Here is a 14,194-nt window from a genome sequence, read left to right on the forward strand (position 1 = left end):
GTGGGTGATGCACCCGCATCAAGCTGCGCGCGACCACCGCAGGTCTTGGCGGCGCAAGCGCAGGGTGCGCCACCAATATGAAAAGGTGAAACCAGGCCACAAGGTGACGTTGCGGCCTGCGGCATCGAGGTACCAACTTTTGCACCCGCTGCCCCACACCGTCCCTTGGGTGCGCTTTTGCACTTCTTGGTTGTAACTGGTTTGGGCCTGGGGCGTGACCTCAATGGCGGTTTGCCCCTGGGCTTTCATGCTGCGGATGCAGCGCAGGATGTAATTCACCTGGGCCTCAATGATGAAGATGATGGAGTTGTGGCCCAAGCCCGTGTTGGGCCCCAGCAGCAAAAACAAATTGGGATAACCCGCGACCAAGGTGCCTTGGTAGGCCTGCAAACCGGTGGCGGCCCAGGTGTCGTTCAGGTCCACCCCGCCGCGGCCCATGAACTTGAGCGGTGTGTACAGGTCGGTGGCCCGAAAACCGGTGCCGTAAATGATGGCGTCCACCGGTTGTTCTTGCCCATCGATGAGAATGCCTTTGGTGCCCACCCCACCCATGCCAGAAGCGGGGTGCACGGTGACATTGGGCTGGGCCAGGGCCGGGTAGTAGTCGTTGGAGAGCAAGATGCGTTTGCAGCCAATGCGGTAGTCGGGTGTGAGCAAGCTGCGCAGGGACGGGTTTTTGATGTTTTTTTTCATGAAGCGCAAACCCAAGGTTTGCACCCAATCCATCCACGCCGGGCGCAGGGTAAAGCCGATTGCTTGTATCTCTTGGCGCCAATAAATCCACCAGCGGAACAACTGTCGGTACAGGGGCAAGCGGTGCATCCAGCGGCGCTCGGCATCGGTGATGGGTCGATCCATTTTGGGCAAAACCCAAGGCGGTGTGCGCTGCACCACGTGCAATTGCGCCACCACTTTTTGCAACTGCGGTACAAACTGAATGGCGCTGGCGCCCGTGCCGATCACCGCCACCCGCTTGCCTTTGAAGTCAAAGCCCGAATCCCACTGGGCAGAGTGAAAAGCAGCGCCTTCAAATCGCTCGATGCCTGGTATCACCGGTATCGCCGGGCGGCTCAACCCGCCCATGGCGGTGACCAAGCATCGCGCGGTCAGGGTTTGGCCATCGACGGTGCGGATGCGCCAAATGTGGTGGGCCTCATCAAAGTCGGCCTGGGCCAGTGCGCAGTTGAATTGGATCTTCGATCGCAAGCCGTGCTTGTCCACACAGTGGCGCAAATAGTCCCATATTTCGGGCTGGGGCGAATACATGCGCGACCAATCGGCGCGGGGCTCGAACGAAAACGAATACAGGTGCGAGGGCACATCGCAAGCGCAACCTGGGTAGGTGTTGACGCGCCAGGTGCCGCCCACATCAGCACCTTTTTCGAGGACCACAAAACGCTGCTCGCCGGCTTGTTGCAAACGCATCGCCATGCACAAGCCGCCAAAGCCCGCCCCCACAATGATCACCTGGTGATCGGGTTCCACAGGGTTTGCCGTCTGGCCATGGGGGGTGCTCATGCGCGTTCCTGAAGCGGCACCCAAGGGTGCGTTGGGTTGTGAAAAAAATCGGCCGCCAGGGCCAAAGCCTGCCGACCCTCGGGCAGCCACTTGCGAAACAAGGGCCACACATGGGGTACCACGGGCCAGGTTTCCAACTGGTGGGCCACGCCAGCGGCCAAGGCGCGCTCATGCAAGCGGCGTGCATCGTCAAGCAGCACCTCGTCGCTGCCAACAAAAGTCAAGGTGGGTGGCAGGCCTTGCAAGTCTCCCCACAAGGGCGAGGCCAAGGGCGCATCGGCAGCGCTGCCTTGCAGATACAAGTCCACCCCTTTTTGCAATTGATCGGGGCCAAACATGGCGCAGCGTTTGGCGTTAGCGACCAAGGATGCGCCCGACAAGGTCAAATCCAACCAAGGCGAAAAAAGCACCGCGGCCTGGGGCATGGGCAAGGTCTTCGCTTTCAAACTCAACATGAGCGACAAGGCCAGGCCGCCACCCGCTGAATCGCCCGCGATCACCAAGGGAACACCTGGTCGCAAGGCCAATACGGCTTGATAAGCTGCCAACGCATCATCCACAGCAGCCGGGAATGGGTGCTCAGGGGCCAATCGATAGTTGGGCACAAACACCTCAAAACCGCGGCGGGCAAAAGCCACGGTGATGGCACGGTGCGTCATGAAAGAGCCAGCGACAAAACCGCCACCATGCAAGTACAACAAAGGGGCCGATGCAATCGTGTTGAGCTGTACCACCCGCTCGCCTTCCACGCCAGCGCCCGTCCAAGCACTGCATTGAACGCCACGGGGCTGCCCCTGTGGCATTTGGTTCATCACCTGCCGCACCTGGGCCACGTCTTGGGCCGCCGCCAACTGGCGCTTGAAGCGCCAGCGCAGAAAAAACGACAAGGCATGGGCTTGCCAACTAGCCATGGCCGCCCCCTGATGGCGGGCTGCGACCACGGCTGTCTTTTGGGCTGCGACGGGGTGTATCACCCCAGCGCATCAACCATGCCAGCACGCGGGCGTGGCCCTGCGGAAAACAGCGTTGCATCAGATCGAGCAGGCGTGCATCCCAACCCAGCACCAAGCGATCTCTGCCCTTTGGCAAGGCTTGCAAGATGCGCTCGGCCACTTGGGTGGCGCTGAGCTTGGGCAAACGGGCAAAACGCTTGCGCTCACGCGCGGCTTCATGCGGGTCAACGCCACCGGCCATGGCACTGCTGGCAATGGCTGTGTCCACGCCACCGGGGTGCACCACCATGATGCGAACCGATGCGCCACGCAGTTCTTGGCGCAAGGCTTCAGAAAAACCACGCAACGCAAACTTGCTGGCCGCATAAGCGGCTTGGCCCTCTGGCGCGACCAAACCAAACACGCTCGACATATTGACGATGTGGGCTGCTTTTTGGGTCAGTAAGTGCGGCAAGAAGGCCCGCGTCAATCCCACCGCCGCACCAAAATTGATGGCCCACACGGTGTCAAACTCATCTGCACTTTGCTGTGCAAATGGGCCAATGCTGGCCACACCCGCGTTATTGATCAACAGTTGCAGCGCGCCGTGCGCTTGCATCACCTGGGCAGGCAAATCGGCCAGGGCATGGCTGTCACGCACATCCATGGCATGCACGCTGATGCGCACGCCTGTGCTGGCCAGCGCCAAGGCCAGGGCTTGCAACGCTTCGGCTTGTCGATCCACCAAGGCCAAATGGCATTGGCGCTGGGCCAGGGCATGTGCCAATGCCGCTCCAATGCCCGAAGCGGCCCCCGTGACCACCGCCACTTGGCCTTTGAAAAAATCACCCATGCAACGGCACTGTTGGCGGCTGGGCGGTCAACCCCATTGGGTTATTGGCGATGAATTGCAGCACCAACTGGGCCAACTCAGGGCCCTTGTCTTCCTGCAAAAAATGCCCCGCCGTGCGCACGCGGGTGTGGGCTTGGCCTTGGGCACCGGGCACTGCTTCTTGAAACATCCGGTCGCCACCCCGGGTCACCGGGTCGCGGGTGCTGAACAAGGTGATGAAAGGCTTTTGCCATTGCCGCAGCACCGACCACGCCTGGGTGTTGGCGGCCCGCTCGGGGTCGTGGGGGCTGATGGGCACCAAGCTGGGATAGGCACGCGCTGCGGCTTGGTGAGCGCGGCTGGGAAAGGGGGCGTCATAAGCAGCCACTTCAGCGGTGCTCAATGGGGTGACGCAACCAAAACGCACGATGCGCCCGATGGGAAACCACGGGCTGTAACGGGCAAACCGACGCCACCAGTGAAAAGCCGCAGGCACGCGCATGTCGCCGGTGGGCAAGCCGCCATTGGCCAAGGCGATGCGGGCAAAGCGCTCGGGCATGTGCGCGACCATGCGCAAGCCAATGAGCGATCCCCAGTCCTGGCAAAACAAGGTCACATCGCGCAGGTCCAATTGGGCCATCCATGCGCTCATCCACGCCACTTGGTGGGCATAGCTGTGGTCTTGGGTTCGGGCCGGTTTGTCAGATCGACCAAAGCCCACCAGATCGGGCACCACCACCCGGCAACCGGCCTGGACCAAGGGTGGGATCATTTTTCGGTACAAATAAGACCACGTGGGCTCGCCGTGCATCAGCAACACCAAGGGCCCTGCACGCGGACCTTCGTCGATGTGGGCCACGCGCAAGCCACCCACCGCGCTGTAGTGCGGTGTGTAGGCAAAGTCACTCAAGCCTTCAAAGCAATGATCGGGCGTTCGCAAAACCTGTGCCGGGGTGGGGGGCAGGGCTGGCGCGGGAAAGCTCACAAGCGGTTCCCCCACGTGATGGTGGTGCTGCCAGCGGGCAAAGAAACAAAGTCGCCATCGATACCCACGTGAATGGGGCCTTTGAAGATGTCACGGGCGCTGCCAAGAAACACTTTTTCCATGCCGGGCAAAGGCGGCAAAGTGGGCACGATGTGGTTGAGCACCAAAAAGCGCACCTGCGCATCGCGCGCGGTTTGCGCCGCCTCTTCGGGTGTGGCGTGATAGTCCAGCACATCGTTCATCAACTTGGCCACCACCGGTTTGCCGCTTTGTTGTGCCACTTCGCTGAGCAAGCGCACCAAGCCCGGCGACAAGGCCTCGTGCACCAACACATCCACCCCCTTGGATTGGGCCAACACCTGATCATTGGCGGTGGTGTCACCACTGAGCACCACGGTTCGGTCTTTGTAGCGGATGCGATAACCCACAGCCGGGTGGATGGGTGAATGGTTCACCGCAAAGGCGAGCACTTCCAAGTCGCCGGCTTTGAACACGGTGACCGTGCCCTTTTCAGGCAAGCCATAAGGGATTGGGGTGGCACCAAATCCACCAGAGGGCAACCATTTTTCGCCATGGTGTTCAACCCGGTAACCCTGGTCTTGCCGATAGGCTTGAACAAAACCATTCACCACGTCGGTCACACCCGTGGGCCCGTGCACTGGCAAGGGCTGTGCATGCCCACCTTGCAACCAACGCTGCAGCATCAACTCGCCCAAACCACCGATGTGATCGGAATGGAAATGGGTCAGGAACACGGCTTCGATGTCACCCAACCAAAAGCCCATGCGCCCAATTTGACGGGCACTCGAGGTTCCTGTGTCAAACACCAAGAGGCGCTTGCCCGCCACCACCAAAGTGCAAGGGCCAGAGCGTAAGTCGTCGGGAAAGGGGGAGCCAGCGCCGCACAAGCCCACATGCAAGCCATCGGGCAAGTCGCGGATGGCCTTGGCATTCATTTTGTGGGTGGCGACGCGGCGCGCCACCTCCAGGGCAATGGGGCCTTGGAACCACCACAGCACCGACGCACAGGCGCCCGTCAAAAGCAGCAACCAAATCACAAGGGGTCGTTTGAACATGCGTCATCCATGGTTGAGGGCCTGTGGCCGGGGAACAGCCCTGATTCCACAGGCACCCAAGTGAAAAAAGTATAGCCCAACAATACACCTGTGTATTGAAGCGTCTGACGACAGCGTGTCAGAACCATTCACGCCCAGCGCCGACGCCTAGATCGGCGCCACAACCCCCAGGCGAGAAATCCAAGCAAAAACAATATCCACACAACAGGCCACATCAATCGCTGGACATACACATTGAAAAAAGCATTGACCTGCACCTGCCACATGGGCTCATAGCCTTCGGGCATGGGCAAGACGCCATTGGCCTGGGCATAGGTGGCGTACTGCGCTTGCATCTGGGCAAACACTTCGGGCATGCGGTCTTTCAAGTCTTGGGTCTCGCCCGGGTCGTTGACGATGTCGTACAAATGCCATTGACCGTCCCCGACCGGTGGGATGTTTTTGATCAACTTCAAATCGCCTTTGAACAAGGCTTGGTTGCCCGACAACTCGTAGCCAATCGGCTCGTCCACAGGGTAAACGCGCTCGCTGTGCCCGTACAGCACAGGCAAGAGGCTGCGACCGGTCATGGGCTCGATGCTTTGGCCTTGGTAATGGGTGCCGGGTTGTGGCACCCCGGCCAAAGCCAACAAGGTGGGTGCCACATCATTGACATGGCTGAAGAACGGGTGAATGCGGTTGCGCTGCATGCCCGGCACGCCTGAGACGATCATGGGAACGCGAATGCCACCCTCGCCCGAATAAAACTTGTAGGTGCTCAAAGGCGAGGCCACGGCGCTGGCCCAACTCGGCCCAATCACGGTGTAAGCGCCCTTGGCACCGAGCTGATCAATACCGCGCTGGTATTGCCAGTCCAACCACAAGCGACCGCTGAGCACGGCGTACGGGTCGGAGGCCTCGGCACCGTTGTCAGACAAAAACACAAACACGGTGTTGTCGTATTGCCCGGTTTGTTTCAGGTGTTCAACAAATCGCCCAATGTGGTGGTCCATGGCCTCGGCCATCGCGGCATAAACCTCCATCTTGCGTTCTTCATAGGCTTTTTGTTCGGCGCTCAAACTGTCCCAGCGCACGGTGGTGGCCATCTCGACCATCTTGCTGTGGGGTGGCACCACACCCAGCGCCATGGCTTTTTGGTGGCGCTCTTGGCGCAACACCGACCACCCAGCTCGGTAACGCCCCTTGTATTTGTCAATGAACGACTGGGGCGCCTGCAAGGGAATGTGGTTGGCCTGAAACGCCAAATAGGCAAAAAAGGGCTGCGCGGCACGCGCAGCATCGGCTTGCATGAAGCCCAACATGCGGTCCACAAAATAAGCCGACGAGTAATAGTCCGTGGGCATGCTGACCTCTTGGCCATTTTCAAACCAATAAACCTTGTCGGCCAAATCCAGATAGCGTCGAGCGGTTTCCCAGTTGTCAGAGCCGCTGTCGCCTTGCACGATGGATTGGTCAAAGCCACGCCGATCGGGCAGGTTGTGGCGCTCTTTGCCCACATGCCATTTGCCCGAGGCATAAGTGCGGTAGCCGCTGTCGCGCAACAAGGTGGCCACGGTCACCACCTGGGTGTTGAGCACCGTCAAATAGCCAGGTTGGCCCAGGTGACTGCGCGGAATGGTTTCGCGCATATTGCCCATTCCATTGCGATGGTTGTCCACCCCCGTGAGCAACATGGCCCGGGTGGGCGAACAAGAAGCGCTGACATGGAAGTTGGAAAAGCGCATACCTTGCCGGGCCAAGGCGTCCAAATGGGGGGTGGCAATCTCTCCGCCAAATGAGCCCACATCGGTAAAGCCCCAATCATCGGCCAGCAAGATCACCAAGTTGGGGCGCGCCGACAACTTTTTCATTGGCGCAGACACCGTCCCCGCCGACGTCGGACGAACGGGTGTGGGCGCGCTCAAAGCATGGGTCGCAGCCAGTCCCGCACACAGCACCCACACCCAAGACCGTCTGATGCGCTCAAACAATTTCATGCTCCATGTCGGTCAGGCACCTGCGAGGCCCGCACTTTCAGCGGCCACCAATGCAAGACACCAAACAACACGGTGAGCAACACACTCACCCACCTTGGCCCGGGGTGCAAAGCCAGCCAACGACGCGCCCAGGCCAACTCCAACACATGCACGGCCAGCATGGCCAAACTGGCGCGCCAGCACAACACAGCGCCCTCGCCAGTCCACAGCCCCAGTTGTGCGGCCAAGCCCAGGCCATACAAAACCAAACAAAGCCCTTGCAAAACTTTGATCACCGGAGAAGCTTTCATCTGGCGTTCCTTTCATCCAACAATGCTTGTTGCACCGCCCACAAGCGATCTTGGCCCCAAAACACCTGCGTGCCCACACGAAAGGCAGGCACCCCCCATAAGCCATGGCCCAGCAAAGCTTGGCGGTTGGCTTCGGCGCTGGCGCGCCATCGCTCGTCGTTCAATGCATCTTGCACCTGGGCCCAGCTCAAACCCGCGCGCAGTGCCAAACGGCGCAGCCCAGCGTCGGTGCTGGCATTCACCCCCTCAGACCACACGCCGCGCAAGAACGAAAGTAAAAATGCCTCACCCATGCCCGCTTGCATGGCCGCGGCCAGCACCGCCAAACCGCGCTCAGTGGCCACGCCCAAAGGATCCAGCAAGCGCCCAAAAGGCACCCCTCGGGCACGCGCCTCGCGCGCAGTGTCCCAAGCGATGTACATGCGCTTGGCCCGCGGCACGGCCAAGCCACGCATGGCCATGGGCAGCAAAAAGCGCAGGTTCAGTTGCGCACCCGTGTGCTGTGCCAAATCCAACACTCGCTGCGCCACGATCGCGGTGTAAGGACTGCGCAACGAGAGGAAAAAATCAAATGAGCGCACCGGTGAAGGCTGCGCGGCGTGGAGATCCTCAGGGGGTGGGAACATCACACCCGCCGGCGACCCAGCGCGCCAGGCGCCCAGGTCTTGCAAACGTTGCTCGAGGTGATAGAGCCGGTCGAGGCCCCAATACCACTCGCCCGCATAATAAAAAGTCCCGCCCAAGTAATGCCCCCAGCGCGCGCGCTTGGCTTCACCTTGGGCCAAGGCCTGTGCCACTTGCGCTTGACCAGCGCCATCCACATGCCCCACGTTGGGCCAGGCTGCGGACCAGAGCCGATCCATCGCTTTGGCCGCTTGGACCACAAAGTCCCCTTGTTCAATGGCTTGGCACAAAACCCAATTGGTCCAACCCACCGCCCCATCGGTGGGTTGGGCACCGCTGTCATGGAAACGCAAGCCATGGTGTTGGGCCAGCAACTCGGCGTCTTTTCGGCTGTGTGCCACCAAACGTGCACGATCGGGCGCCACTGGGTCTGCCGCTGGTCCAACTAAGTGCGGCACCAAATCCACCGCATAGCGCTGGAGCAAATCTGGCAGCATTTGGCTGAGCAACGCGCAATAGGGGTCATCGGATTGGTGAAAGTAATGCACCTGGTGGGGCGCACCCTGCGCCATGCGGCGTTTTTCGTGGCCAGCCCTTTGAGCGCGCATGCGCTGCTCGGACAACCACCACTGGCTCAGCGGCGGCTGGATCAAAGAGCGCAGGAATGAGGCCATGTTGGGTGTTGCGTGGATTGACATGGTTTCAGACCCAGGCGGCCAGCGCGGCAAAAGCCAAGACCAAGGCCAGGGTGGTGCGCACCCAAAAACAACTCACCAGCGCTTGTACTGGCATCAAATGGGTGGCTTCGATGGCCGCCCATTTGTACACATCGTGGCCACTGCGCTCAATGGCCAGGGCGAATTTAAAAAAATCGCGCCGGCTGCGGTAACGCACCAAGGCCACATAGTGCCAGCGCGGGGTTCCCGGCCAGGTGATGACCCCCCCCTGACTCCGCGCCACAAAAATGGGCACGCTGGCCAGGCGCAACAACACGGGCAAGGCGGCCTTGAAATACAGGCGATCAGCCGCGCGGGGGTCAGTCGGCCCGTCTTTGCCTGGGGGGTAAACGGCCACAGGGCGGTAACGCACACTGTTGTGCATGACAAATTCTTTGCCGTCATCGCTGTCGAGCAAAACTTTGGCTTGGGTGATGAAATCGGCGTGCGGGCCGCCTTGCAAGCGCTCGGTCAAAGCGGACAAAATGCGTTCTTTTTCAGATGCCGACATCGGCTTGCCAGCACCGCCATACCAATAAACGAACAACAGCCATGCCAGGGCAGCCCCGAGCACCACGGCAATTTCCATCTCTGCCTCCTTGTCACAGCGGCCCTGCAGGCCGCACTGCCTGTTTCCAAACCCTTGGCGAGAGTTACGACATGGGTTTGACCATACACGCCATACACAAGTGTACGGCTTAGCGAGGATGCGGGGAGCAGATGCCAAACGGGCACACCCACCACCCCCGCATGACAGCGCCATGGCACCCGCACAGCTGGTCCATCACTGGGCTTTAAAATGAGTTGACCGCTGATCGTGCGGCTTGCAGGTTTAGTTTTTTTCATGCCGCGCACCCCCCCACCACCCACACCCCATCGCCTTGGACAAGGCGATTGGTTGGACGCCGCCTTTGCGGCAGTGGTGGAAGGCGGCTTTGACCAAGCACGGGTGTTGAGTTTGTCCAAACGGTTGGGCGTCACCCGGGGCAGCTTTTATTGGCACTTTGCCTCCCACGCGGATTTGATCGAGGCCTTGTGGGCGCGTTGGTACGCGCGGGAGTTGGCGGTCGCACAACAACTGCGGTCCCACACCACCGACCGCCCCAAAGACGATTTGATGCACCTGGTGCAAGTGGCCCTGGCCCACGCTGGTGAAGACTTGCAAAACATGCGCTTTGAATTGGCCTTGCGTGATCTGGGCCGGCACGACGCCAAAGTGGCGCAGCAACTCGCGCAAGTCGACCAACTGCGCTTGTCCCTGTTTGAAGAAAAGTTCTTGCGCTTGACCGCCAACCCCAAGACCGCCGCCGATTTGGCCGGCCTGTTCTACCTGGCCTTGGTCGGCTGTTACCAAGCGCTGAGTCGACCCAACAGCCCACCCGATTCAGAGCAGCATTTGAAGCGTTTGATTTCTGTTTATTTGGTGGAGCCGCACCAAGTGACCCCCAACGCCAAACTGGCCTGACTTTTGGCAAGGCCTTTGCGCCTGTCAGCGCCGCTTGCACTCAACGTGGGGGTTGGTGGGCGCCTGAGCCCATCACGGTTTCGCTGCGCTGCGACTTCTTCAAGGGGTAAATCATTTGCGGCACCCAAGACTCTGGGCCATGGCGGCGATCGTCCATCAAACCAAAGGCTGGTGGATAGCGCCTGGAAAATCGCGCGGTACCCAACAGCACATCCCACAGAAATAACAAGTTACCGTAATTGCCGCTGTAGTGGCCAATGCCATCGTCTTGCACCAAGGCATGGTGCGCAAAGTGGGTGGCAGGCGTGGAGATGGTGCGCTCGACCAGCCAGGCCAGCGGCGCCAAGGCTGGTGTTGCATACAAAAAACGGTCCCAACGCACTGTGCTGTGTGCGCCCATGATGACAGACAGCTTGACCACCGAATAGGCCACATACACCCAACCAAAGCCCAGGTATAGCAAGACGCCAGACATCCATATGCCCGGCATCATGGCGTAATAAAAAACATTGTTGCGGTAAACAATGCGCACACTCATGTATGCGGGCGAATGGTGAGCGCGGTGCAAGGGCCACAGCACTGACGTGTGGCTCAGTCTGTGCCACAGATATTGGGTGAAGTCATCGGCCACCAACAACACGGCCACCATTTGCCACCAAGCCCAATCAGCCCAGGCATTGCGATGCTCGGGCATGGCCCACGCGCTCAAAGCCTGCGCAGTGATCAAAACCACACCCGATACCCATGGAAGCATCAAGGTGGCGGCCACATCCAGGCGATGGTCTTGCGGGTTGGCGGCGCTGGGAAAAAACAGCCCTTTGCGCCATTCGGCCAGTGCGAAGCAACCCATGATCAAGACCACGGCCAGCACTTGAACCATCTGTTGATTGGTTTGCATGTCAGTGCGCTGTTTCAGCGGGTAAAGAAACGAAAAGCCCAATGGATCAAGCGGCCATAAGGCGCACTGACCAAGCCCATGCCATGCCAGCGCGACTGGATAAAGATGGGTTTGAGTTTGCTGCACGACTCAAAGCCCCATTGACCATGATGCGCCCCTTGCCCGCTGGGTCCGACACCACCAAAGGGCTGGCTCAATTGACTGACATGGAGCAAACAATCGTTGATGCTCACGCCGCCCGATATGGTCTCACGCAGCACGCGGTCTCGTCGCTGGGTGTTGCGACCAAACCAGTACAGGGCCAAAGGCCTGTCGCACTGGCGAACATGGGCCAAGACTTGGTCCAAGTCGCCACAAGCCATGATCGGCAGGATGGGGCCAAAGATTTCCTCTTGGGCAATGCGCATGCTGGGCCGCACGCCGGTGATGATCACGGGGGCCATTTTTCGCGCCGCTGGGTCAAATACCTCACCTGCCGGATGGTGCACATGCAATTGCGCGCCCTGGGCCTGGGCATCGGCCAACATGTCTTGCAAGCGCTGCCAGTGGCGCGGGCTGATGATGCTGGTGTAGTCCGGGTTCTGGGCCAAGCGGGGGTATTGGCTTTGCATGGCACTCAAGATGGCCTGGACCAGAGGGTCGACTTGGGCATCAGCGACCAACACGTAATCTGGCGCAATACAAGTCTGTCCCGCATTGAGCAACTTGCCCCACGCAATGCGCTGGGCTGCAGCGGGCAGGTCGCAATCGTCGTCAATGATCACGGGGGACTTACCGCCCAACTCCAAGGTCACGGGGGTCAAATTGGCAGCTGCCGCAGCGGCCACCACCCGCCCCACCGCAGTGGAGCCGGTGAACAACAAATGGTCAAACGGCAATCGGCTGAAAGCGGCAGCCAAGGGCACATCGCCCAACACCACGGTGAGTTCGCTGGGGTCAAAGAATTGCGCCACCATTTCTGCCAAATAGGGGCCAAAGTGGGGGTTGAGCTCCGAGGGTTTGATCATCACCCGGTTGCCGGCAGCCAGGGCATCAATGGCCGGGCTCAGGCTCAAATCAAAGGGGTAATTCCAGGGGCTCAAAATGCCCACCACCCCCAGCGGCTGGGGCAACAAACGGTTGCGTGCCAGCCCATATTGCAGCTGCGTGCCCACGCGGCGCATGCGCATCCAGCGTGGCAAATGGCGACGCGTGTAATTCAAGCGCTGCTCAAACACCATCAGCTCGGCCATAAAGGTCTCTTGCCAAGCGCGTTGGCCAAAGTCTTTTGAAATGGCATCGCAAATGCCTTGGGCATGCTGGCGCGTCATCTGCATCAAGCGGTCCAATCGGTCGCGGCGCACTTTCAAGCTGGGCAGGCTGTCGCGCTCGAAAGCGGTGCGCTGGGCCTGAAACAGTGCTTGCAACTGGTGCGATGGCGGGTCATTGGCCAAGCCAGGCTCCGCCTGAGCGAGGTGCAGGGCTTGGCTGTCCAAAATACTCATCGGGTTCCACTTCTGGGTTGAATGGGCGGGGGTGACCACGCTTTAGACAGGGCTGCCGCTTGGGGACCGTACAGGCGCAAGTTCAGGGTGAAAGCCTGGCCCGACACCACAGGCACCCAATTGGCAGTGTAGGGGTGCGGTGGAGGATCGGGTTGCACCCATAACTCCAAAGACCCATCGGCATGGGCCTGCAACGGGTCTGTGTTGCGCACCAGATGGCGCTGGCTCGGGTGGTCCAGTAAAAAGCCATGGCCGTCATAGGCCGTGACCGACCAAAACGCATTCACCGGCGGCCATTGACCCGCTTCAAAGCGGATGCGATAGCGCTGGCTGCCGTGCAATGCTTGGCCGTTGCCGTCCAGTTGGGATTGGGCATACAAGGTATCTTGCGCCAAATTGGCCCCCAAACCGACCAGGGCCACAGCAGCACGTGTGGGGTAATCAACCCCCAGTTGACCCAAACCCAAGGGCGAGACACGCCAGCCGTTGACAAGGTTTGAAGGCTTGCCCAGCTCTTGGTACAGCGACCGCATGGTCAACCAGCGCCCCAAGGACAACAACGCCCCATCCCAAAGCCCCATCGAAGTTGTCTTGCCAGCCTCAACACCAAAATTTTTTAACTGACGCACCATGTCGGCATCATCAGGTCGGGGTGGGTTATCGGCCATGAGCGCGGCCAAACGCCGATAAAAATCCTGCGTTCCCATGGCCTCCATTTGCGCCAATGGCGACACATCGACCTGGACTGGACTTGCTGTTTCGGTGGCAGAACTCGACGCCACATTGGTGGCACCCGCGCCCAAGGATGCAAGCACCCATTGGTCTTGCAAAGCGTGCACCGTGGGCAAATCGTCAATCCCCAATGTTTGGATGCGCCCAATCACCCACACCATGCGACTGGGCGCACGCAGCAAACGCACCCCCTGCGGTACGCTGCCTTGCCAGTTCGAGTCGACCAACCACAGCCGTTGCCCGAGGTGGCCATGTGTTCGCGTACCGGCTGTGGCAAATACATCGCTCCAAGCGTCCAAAAAAGTGACCAATTCATAGCGCTTTGCGTTGGGCGGCAGATCCAATTGCCAAGGCCCCAACCGCGTGTCCAAAAAAGCCGTGGCGTACAAAGTGTCTAAGTTGGGCCGCACCACCTCTTTGAAATGGGGTGTGGGGAATTGACGCGCCAAACTCAAGGCGTTTGGCTTGCCGGTGCGCGCCAGGTGGTGCTCGCGAGTGAGGTCCATGATGACCAAGGGGAAGCCAAACAAATAAGCTTTCACAGCCTGTCGCAAGTTTGCGGCTTGTGTCACCACAACCATGCCCACCAACAACGCCGCCATCAAGCCCATGAAAGCAAGGCGCGCCCAAGGCCGTTGATGCCAAACAAAGGAAGATGTGCCCATG

General features: G+C 59.9%; 13 protein-coding genes. 1 reads left to right on the top strand and 12 read right to left on the bottom strand.

The genetic code is table 11. From position 1 onward, the window contains the following. Positions 1 to 18 precede the first annotated feature (18 nt). From AC8GFZ_RS04505 to AC8GFZ_RS04545, 9 genes are all read right to left on the bottom strand, one after another. Positions 19 to 1,518, bottom strand: coding sequence for a flavin-containing monooxygenase (locus tag AC8GFZ_RS04505; RefSeq protein WP_506642758.1), 1,500 nt, complete (start codon positions 1,516 to 1,518; stop codon positions 19 to 21). After that, the gene (locus tag AC8GFZ_RS04510; protein ID WP_506642760.1) at positions 1,515 to 2,429 is read right to left on the bottom strand and encodes an alpha/beta hydrolase; all 915 of its coding nucleotides are present in this window, start codon (positions 2,427 to 2,429) and stop codon (positions 1,515 to 1,517) included. The genes AC8GFZ_RS04505 and AC8GFZ_RS04510 overlap by 4 nt, the downstream gene beginning before the upstream one ends. Next, the gene (locus tag AC8GFZ_RS04515; RefSeq protein ID WP_506642762.1) at positions 2,422 to 3,303 is read right to left on the bottom strand and encodes an SDR family NAD(P)-dependent oxidoreductase; all 882 of its coding nucleotides are present in this window, start codon (positions 3,301 to 3,303) and stop codon (positions 2,422 to 2,424) included. The genes AC8GFZ_RS04510 and AC8GFZ_RS04515 overlap by 8 nt, the downstream gene beginning before the upstream one ends. After that, positions 3,296 to 4,267 (bottom strand): haloalkane dehalogenase, encoded by a 972-nt coding sequence (locus tag AC8GFZ_RS04520; RefSeq protein WP_506642764.1) that lies wholly within the window; start codon positions 4,265 to 4,267, stop codon positions 3,296 to 3,298. The genes AC8GFZ_RS04515 and AC8GFZ_RS04520 overlap by 8 nt, the downstream gene beginning before the upstream one ends. Then, positions 4,264 to 5,343 (bottom strand): MBL fold metallo-hydrolase, encoded by a 1,080-nt coding sequence (locus tag AC8GFZ_RS04525; RefSeq protein ID WP_506642766.1) that lies wholly within the window; start codon positions 5,341 to 5,343, stop codon positions 4,264 to 4,266. Before AC8GFZ_RS04525 ends, AC8GFZ_RS04520 begins: the two co-directional genes overlap by 4 nt. A gap of 128 nt (positions 5,344 to 5,471) precedes the next feature. Beyond that, positions 5,472 to 7,319 (bottom strand): arylsulfatase, encoded by a 1,848-nt coding sequence (locus AC8GFZ_RS04530; protein WP_506642768.1) that lies wholly within the window; start codon positions 7,317 to 7,319, stop codon positions 5,472 to 5,474. Next, on the bottom strand, positions 7,316 to 7,609 hold the full coding sequence (locus AC8GFZ_RS04535) for a hypothetical protein (RefSeq protein ID WP_506642770.1): 294 nt from the start codon (positions 7,607 to 7,609) through the stop codon (positions 7,316 to 7,318). The genes AC8GFZ_RS04530 and AC8GFZ_RS04535 overlap by 4 nt, the downstream gene beginning before the upstream one ends. Continuing rightward, positions 7,606 to 8,931 (bottom strand): DsbA family protein, encoded by a 1,326-nt coding sequence (locus tag AC8GFZ_RS04540; RefSeq protein ID WP_506642772.1) that lies wholly within the window; start codon positions 8,929 to 8,931, stop codon positions 7,606 to 7,608. Before AC8GFZ_RS04540 ends, AC8GFZ_RS04535 begins: the two co-directional genes overlap by 4 nt. A gap of 4 nt (positions 8,932 to 8,935) precedes the next feature. Beyond that, positions 8,936 to 9,538 carry a hypothetical protein gene (locus tag AC8GFZ_RS04545; RefSeq protein ID WP_506642774.1) on the bottom strand — a complete coding sequence of 201 codons (603 nt, stop codon included), beginning with the start codon at positions 9,536 to 9,538 and terminating at the stop codon, positions 8,936 to 8,938. A 255-nt stretch (positions 9,539 to 9,793) separates the two neighbouring features. Between AC8GFZ_RS04545 and AC8GFZ_RS04550 the strand changes: the two genes are divergently transcribed. After that, positions 9,794 to 10,414: a TetR/AcrR family transcriptional regulator gene (locus tag AC8GFZ_RS04550; protein WP_506642776.1), complete on the top strand. Its 621-nt coding sequence runs from the start codon at positions 9,794 to 9,796 to the stop codon at positions 10,412 to 10,414. Positions 10,415 to 10,454: 40 nt separating this feature from the next. Here AC8GFZ_RS04550 and AC8GFZ_RS04555 read toward each other — a convergent pair whose 3' ends face one another. Genes AC8GFZ_RS04555 through AC8GFZ_RS04565 form a run of 3 tightly spaced genes read right to left on the bottom strand, consistent with a single transcriptional unit; the run spans position 10,455 to position 14,193 of the window. Beyond that, positions 10,455 to 11,312 (bottom strand): sterol desaturase family protein, encoded by an 858-nt coding sequence (locus AC8GFZ_RS04555; protein ID WP_506642778.1) that lies wholly within the window; start codon positions 11,310 to 11,312, stop codon positions 10,455 to 10,457. Positions 11,313 to 11,326: 14 nt separating this feature from the next. Then, positions 11,327 to 12,796, bottom strand: a complete 1,470-nt coding sequence (locus AC8GFZ_RS04560) for a coniferyl aldehyde dehydrogenase (RefSeq protein WP_506642780.1) — start codon at positions 12,794 to 12,796, stop codon at positions 11,327 to 11,329. After that, positions 12,793 to 14,193: a DUF1254 domain-containing protein gene (locus AC8GFZ_RS04565; RefSeq protein ID WP_506642782.1), complete on the bottom strand. Its 1,401-nt coding sequence runs from the start codon at positions 14,191 to 14,193 to the stop codon at positions 12,793 to 12,795. The genes AC8GFZ_RS04560 and AC8GFZ_RS04565 overlap by 4 nt, the downstream gene beginning before the upstream one ends. Between the last annotated feature and the right edge of the window lies 1 nt (position 14,194).

The organism is Limnohabitans rimovensis (SeqCode) (assembly GCF_965234775.1).
GTDB classification, from domain to species: Bacteria; Pseudomonadota; Gammaproteobacteria; order Burkholderiales; family Burkholderiaceae_C; genus Limnohabitans; species Limnohabitans rimovensis.

Excerpts from the sequence above, each read along its gene's own strand:
- AC8GFZ_RS04515 (WP_506642762.1), bottom strand. The coding sequence starts at position 3,303 with ATGGGTGATTTTTTCAAAGGCCAAGTGGCGGTGGTCACGGGGGCCGCT.
- AC8GFZ_RS04505 (WP_506642758.1), bottom strand. The coding sequence starts at position 1,518 with ATGAGCACCCCCCATGGCCAGACGGCAAACCCTGTGGAACCCGATCAC.
- AC8GFZ_RS04555 (WP_506642778.1), bottom strand. The coding sequence starts at position 11,312 with ATGCAAACCAATCAACAGATGGTTCAAGTGCTGGCCGTGGTCTTGATC.
- AC8GFZ_RS04530 (WP_506642768.1), bottom strand. The coding sequence starts at position 7,319 with ATGAAATTGTTTGAGCGCATCAGACGGTCTTGGGTGTGGGTGCTGTGT.
- AC8GFZ_RS04540 (WP_506642772.1), bottom strand. The coding sequence starts at position 8,931 with ATGTCAATCCACGCAACACCCAACATGGCCTCATTCCTGCGCTCTTTG.
- AC8GFZ_RS04550 (WP_506642776.1), top strand. The coding sequence starts at position 9,794 with ATGCCGCGCACCCCCCCACCACCCACACCCCATCGCCTTGGACAAGGC.
- AC8GFZ_RS04525 (WP_506642766.1), bottom strand. The coding sequence starts at position 5,343 with ATGTTCAAACGACCCCTTGTGATTTGGTTGCTGCTTTTGACGGGCGCC.
- AC8GFZ_RS04560 (WP_506642780.1), bottom strand. The coding sequence starts at position 12,796 with ATGAGTATTTTGGACAGCCAAGCCCTGCACCTCGCTCAGGCGGAGCCT.
- AC8GFZ_RS04565 (WP_506642782.1), bottom strand. The coding sequence starts at position 14,193 with ATGGGCACATCTTCCTTTGTTTGGCATCAACGGCCTTGGGCGCGCCTT.
- AC8GFZ_RS04545 (WP_506642774.1), bottom strand. The coding sequence starts at position 9,538 with ATGGAAATTGCCGTGGTGCTCGGGGCTGCCCTGGCATGGCTGTTGTTC.
- AC8GFZ_RS04535 (WP_506642770.1), bottom strand. The coding sequence starts at position 7,609 with ATGAAAGCTTCTCCGGTGATCAAAGTTTTGCAAGGGCTTTGTTTGGTT.
- AC8GFZ_RS04510 (WP_506642760.1), bottom strand. The coding sequence starts at position 2,429 with ATGGCTAGTTGGCAAGCCCATGCCTTGTCGTTTTTTCTGCGCTGGCGC.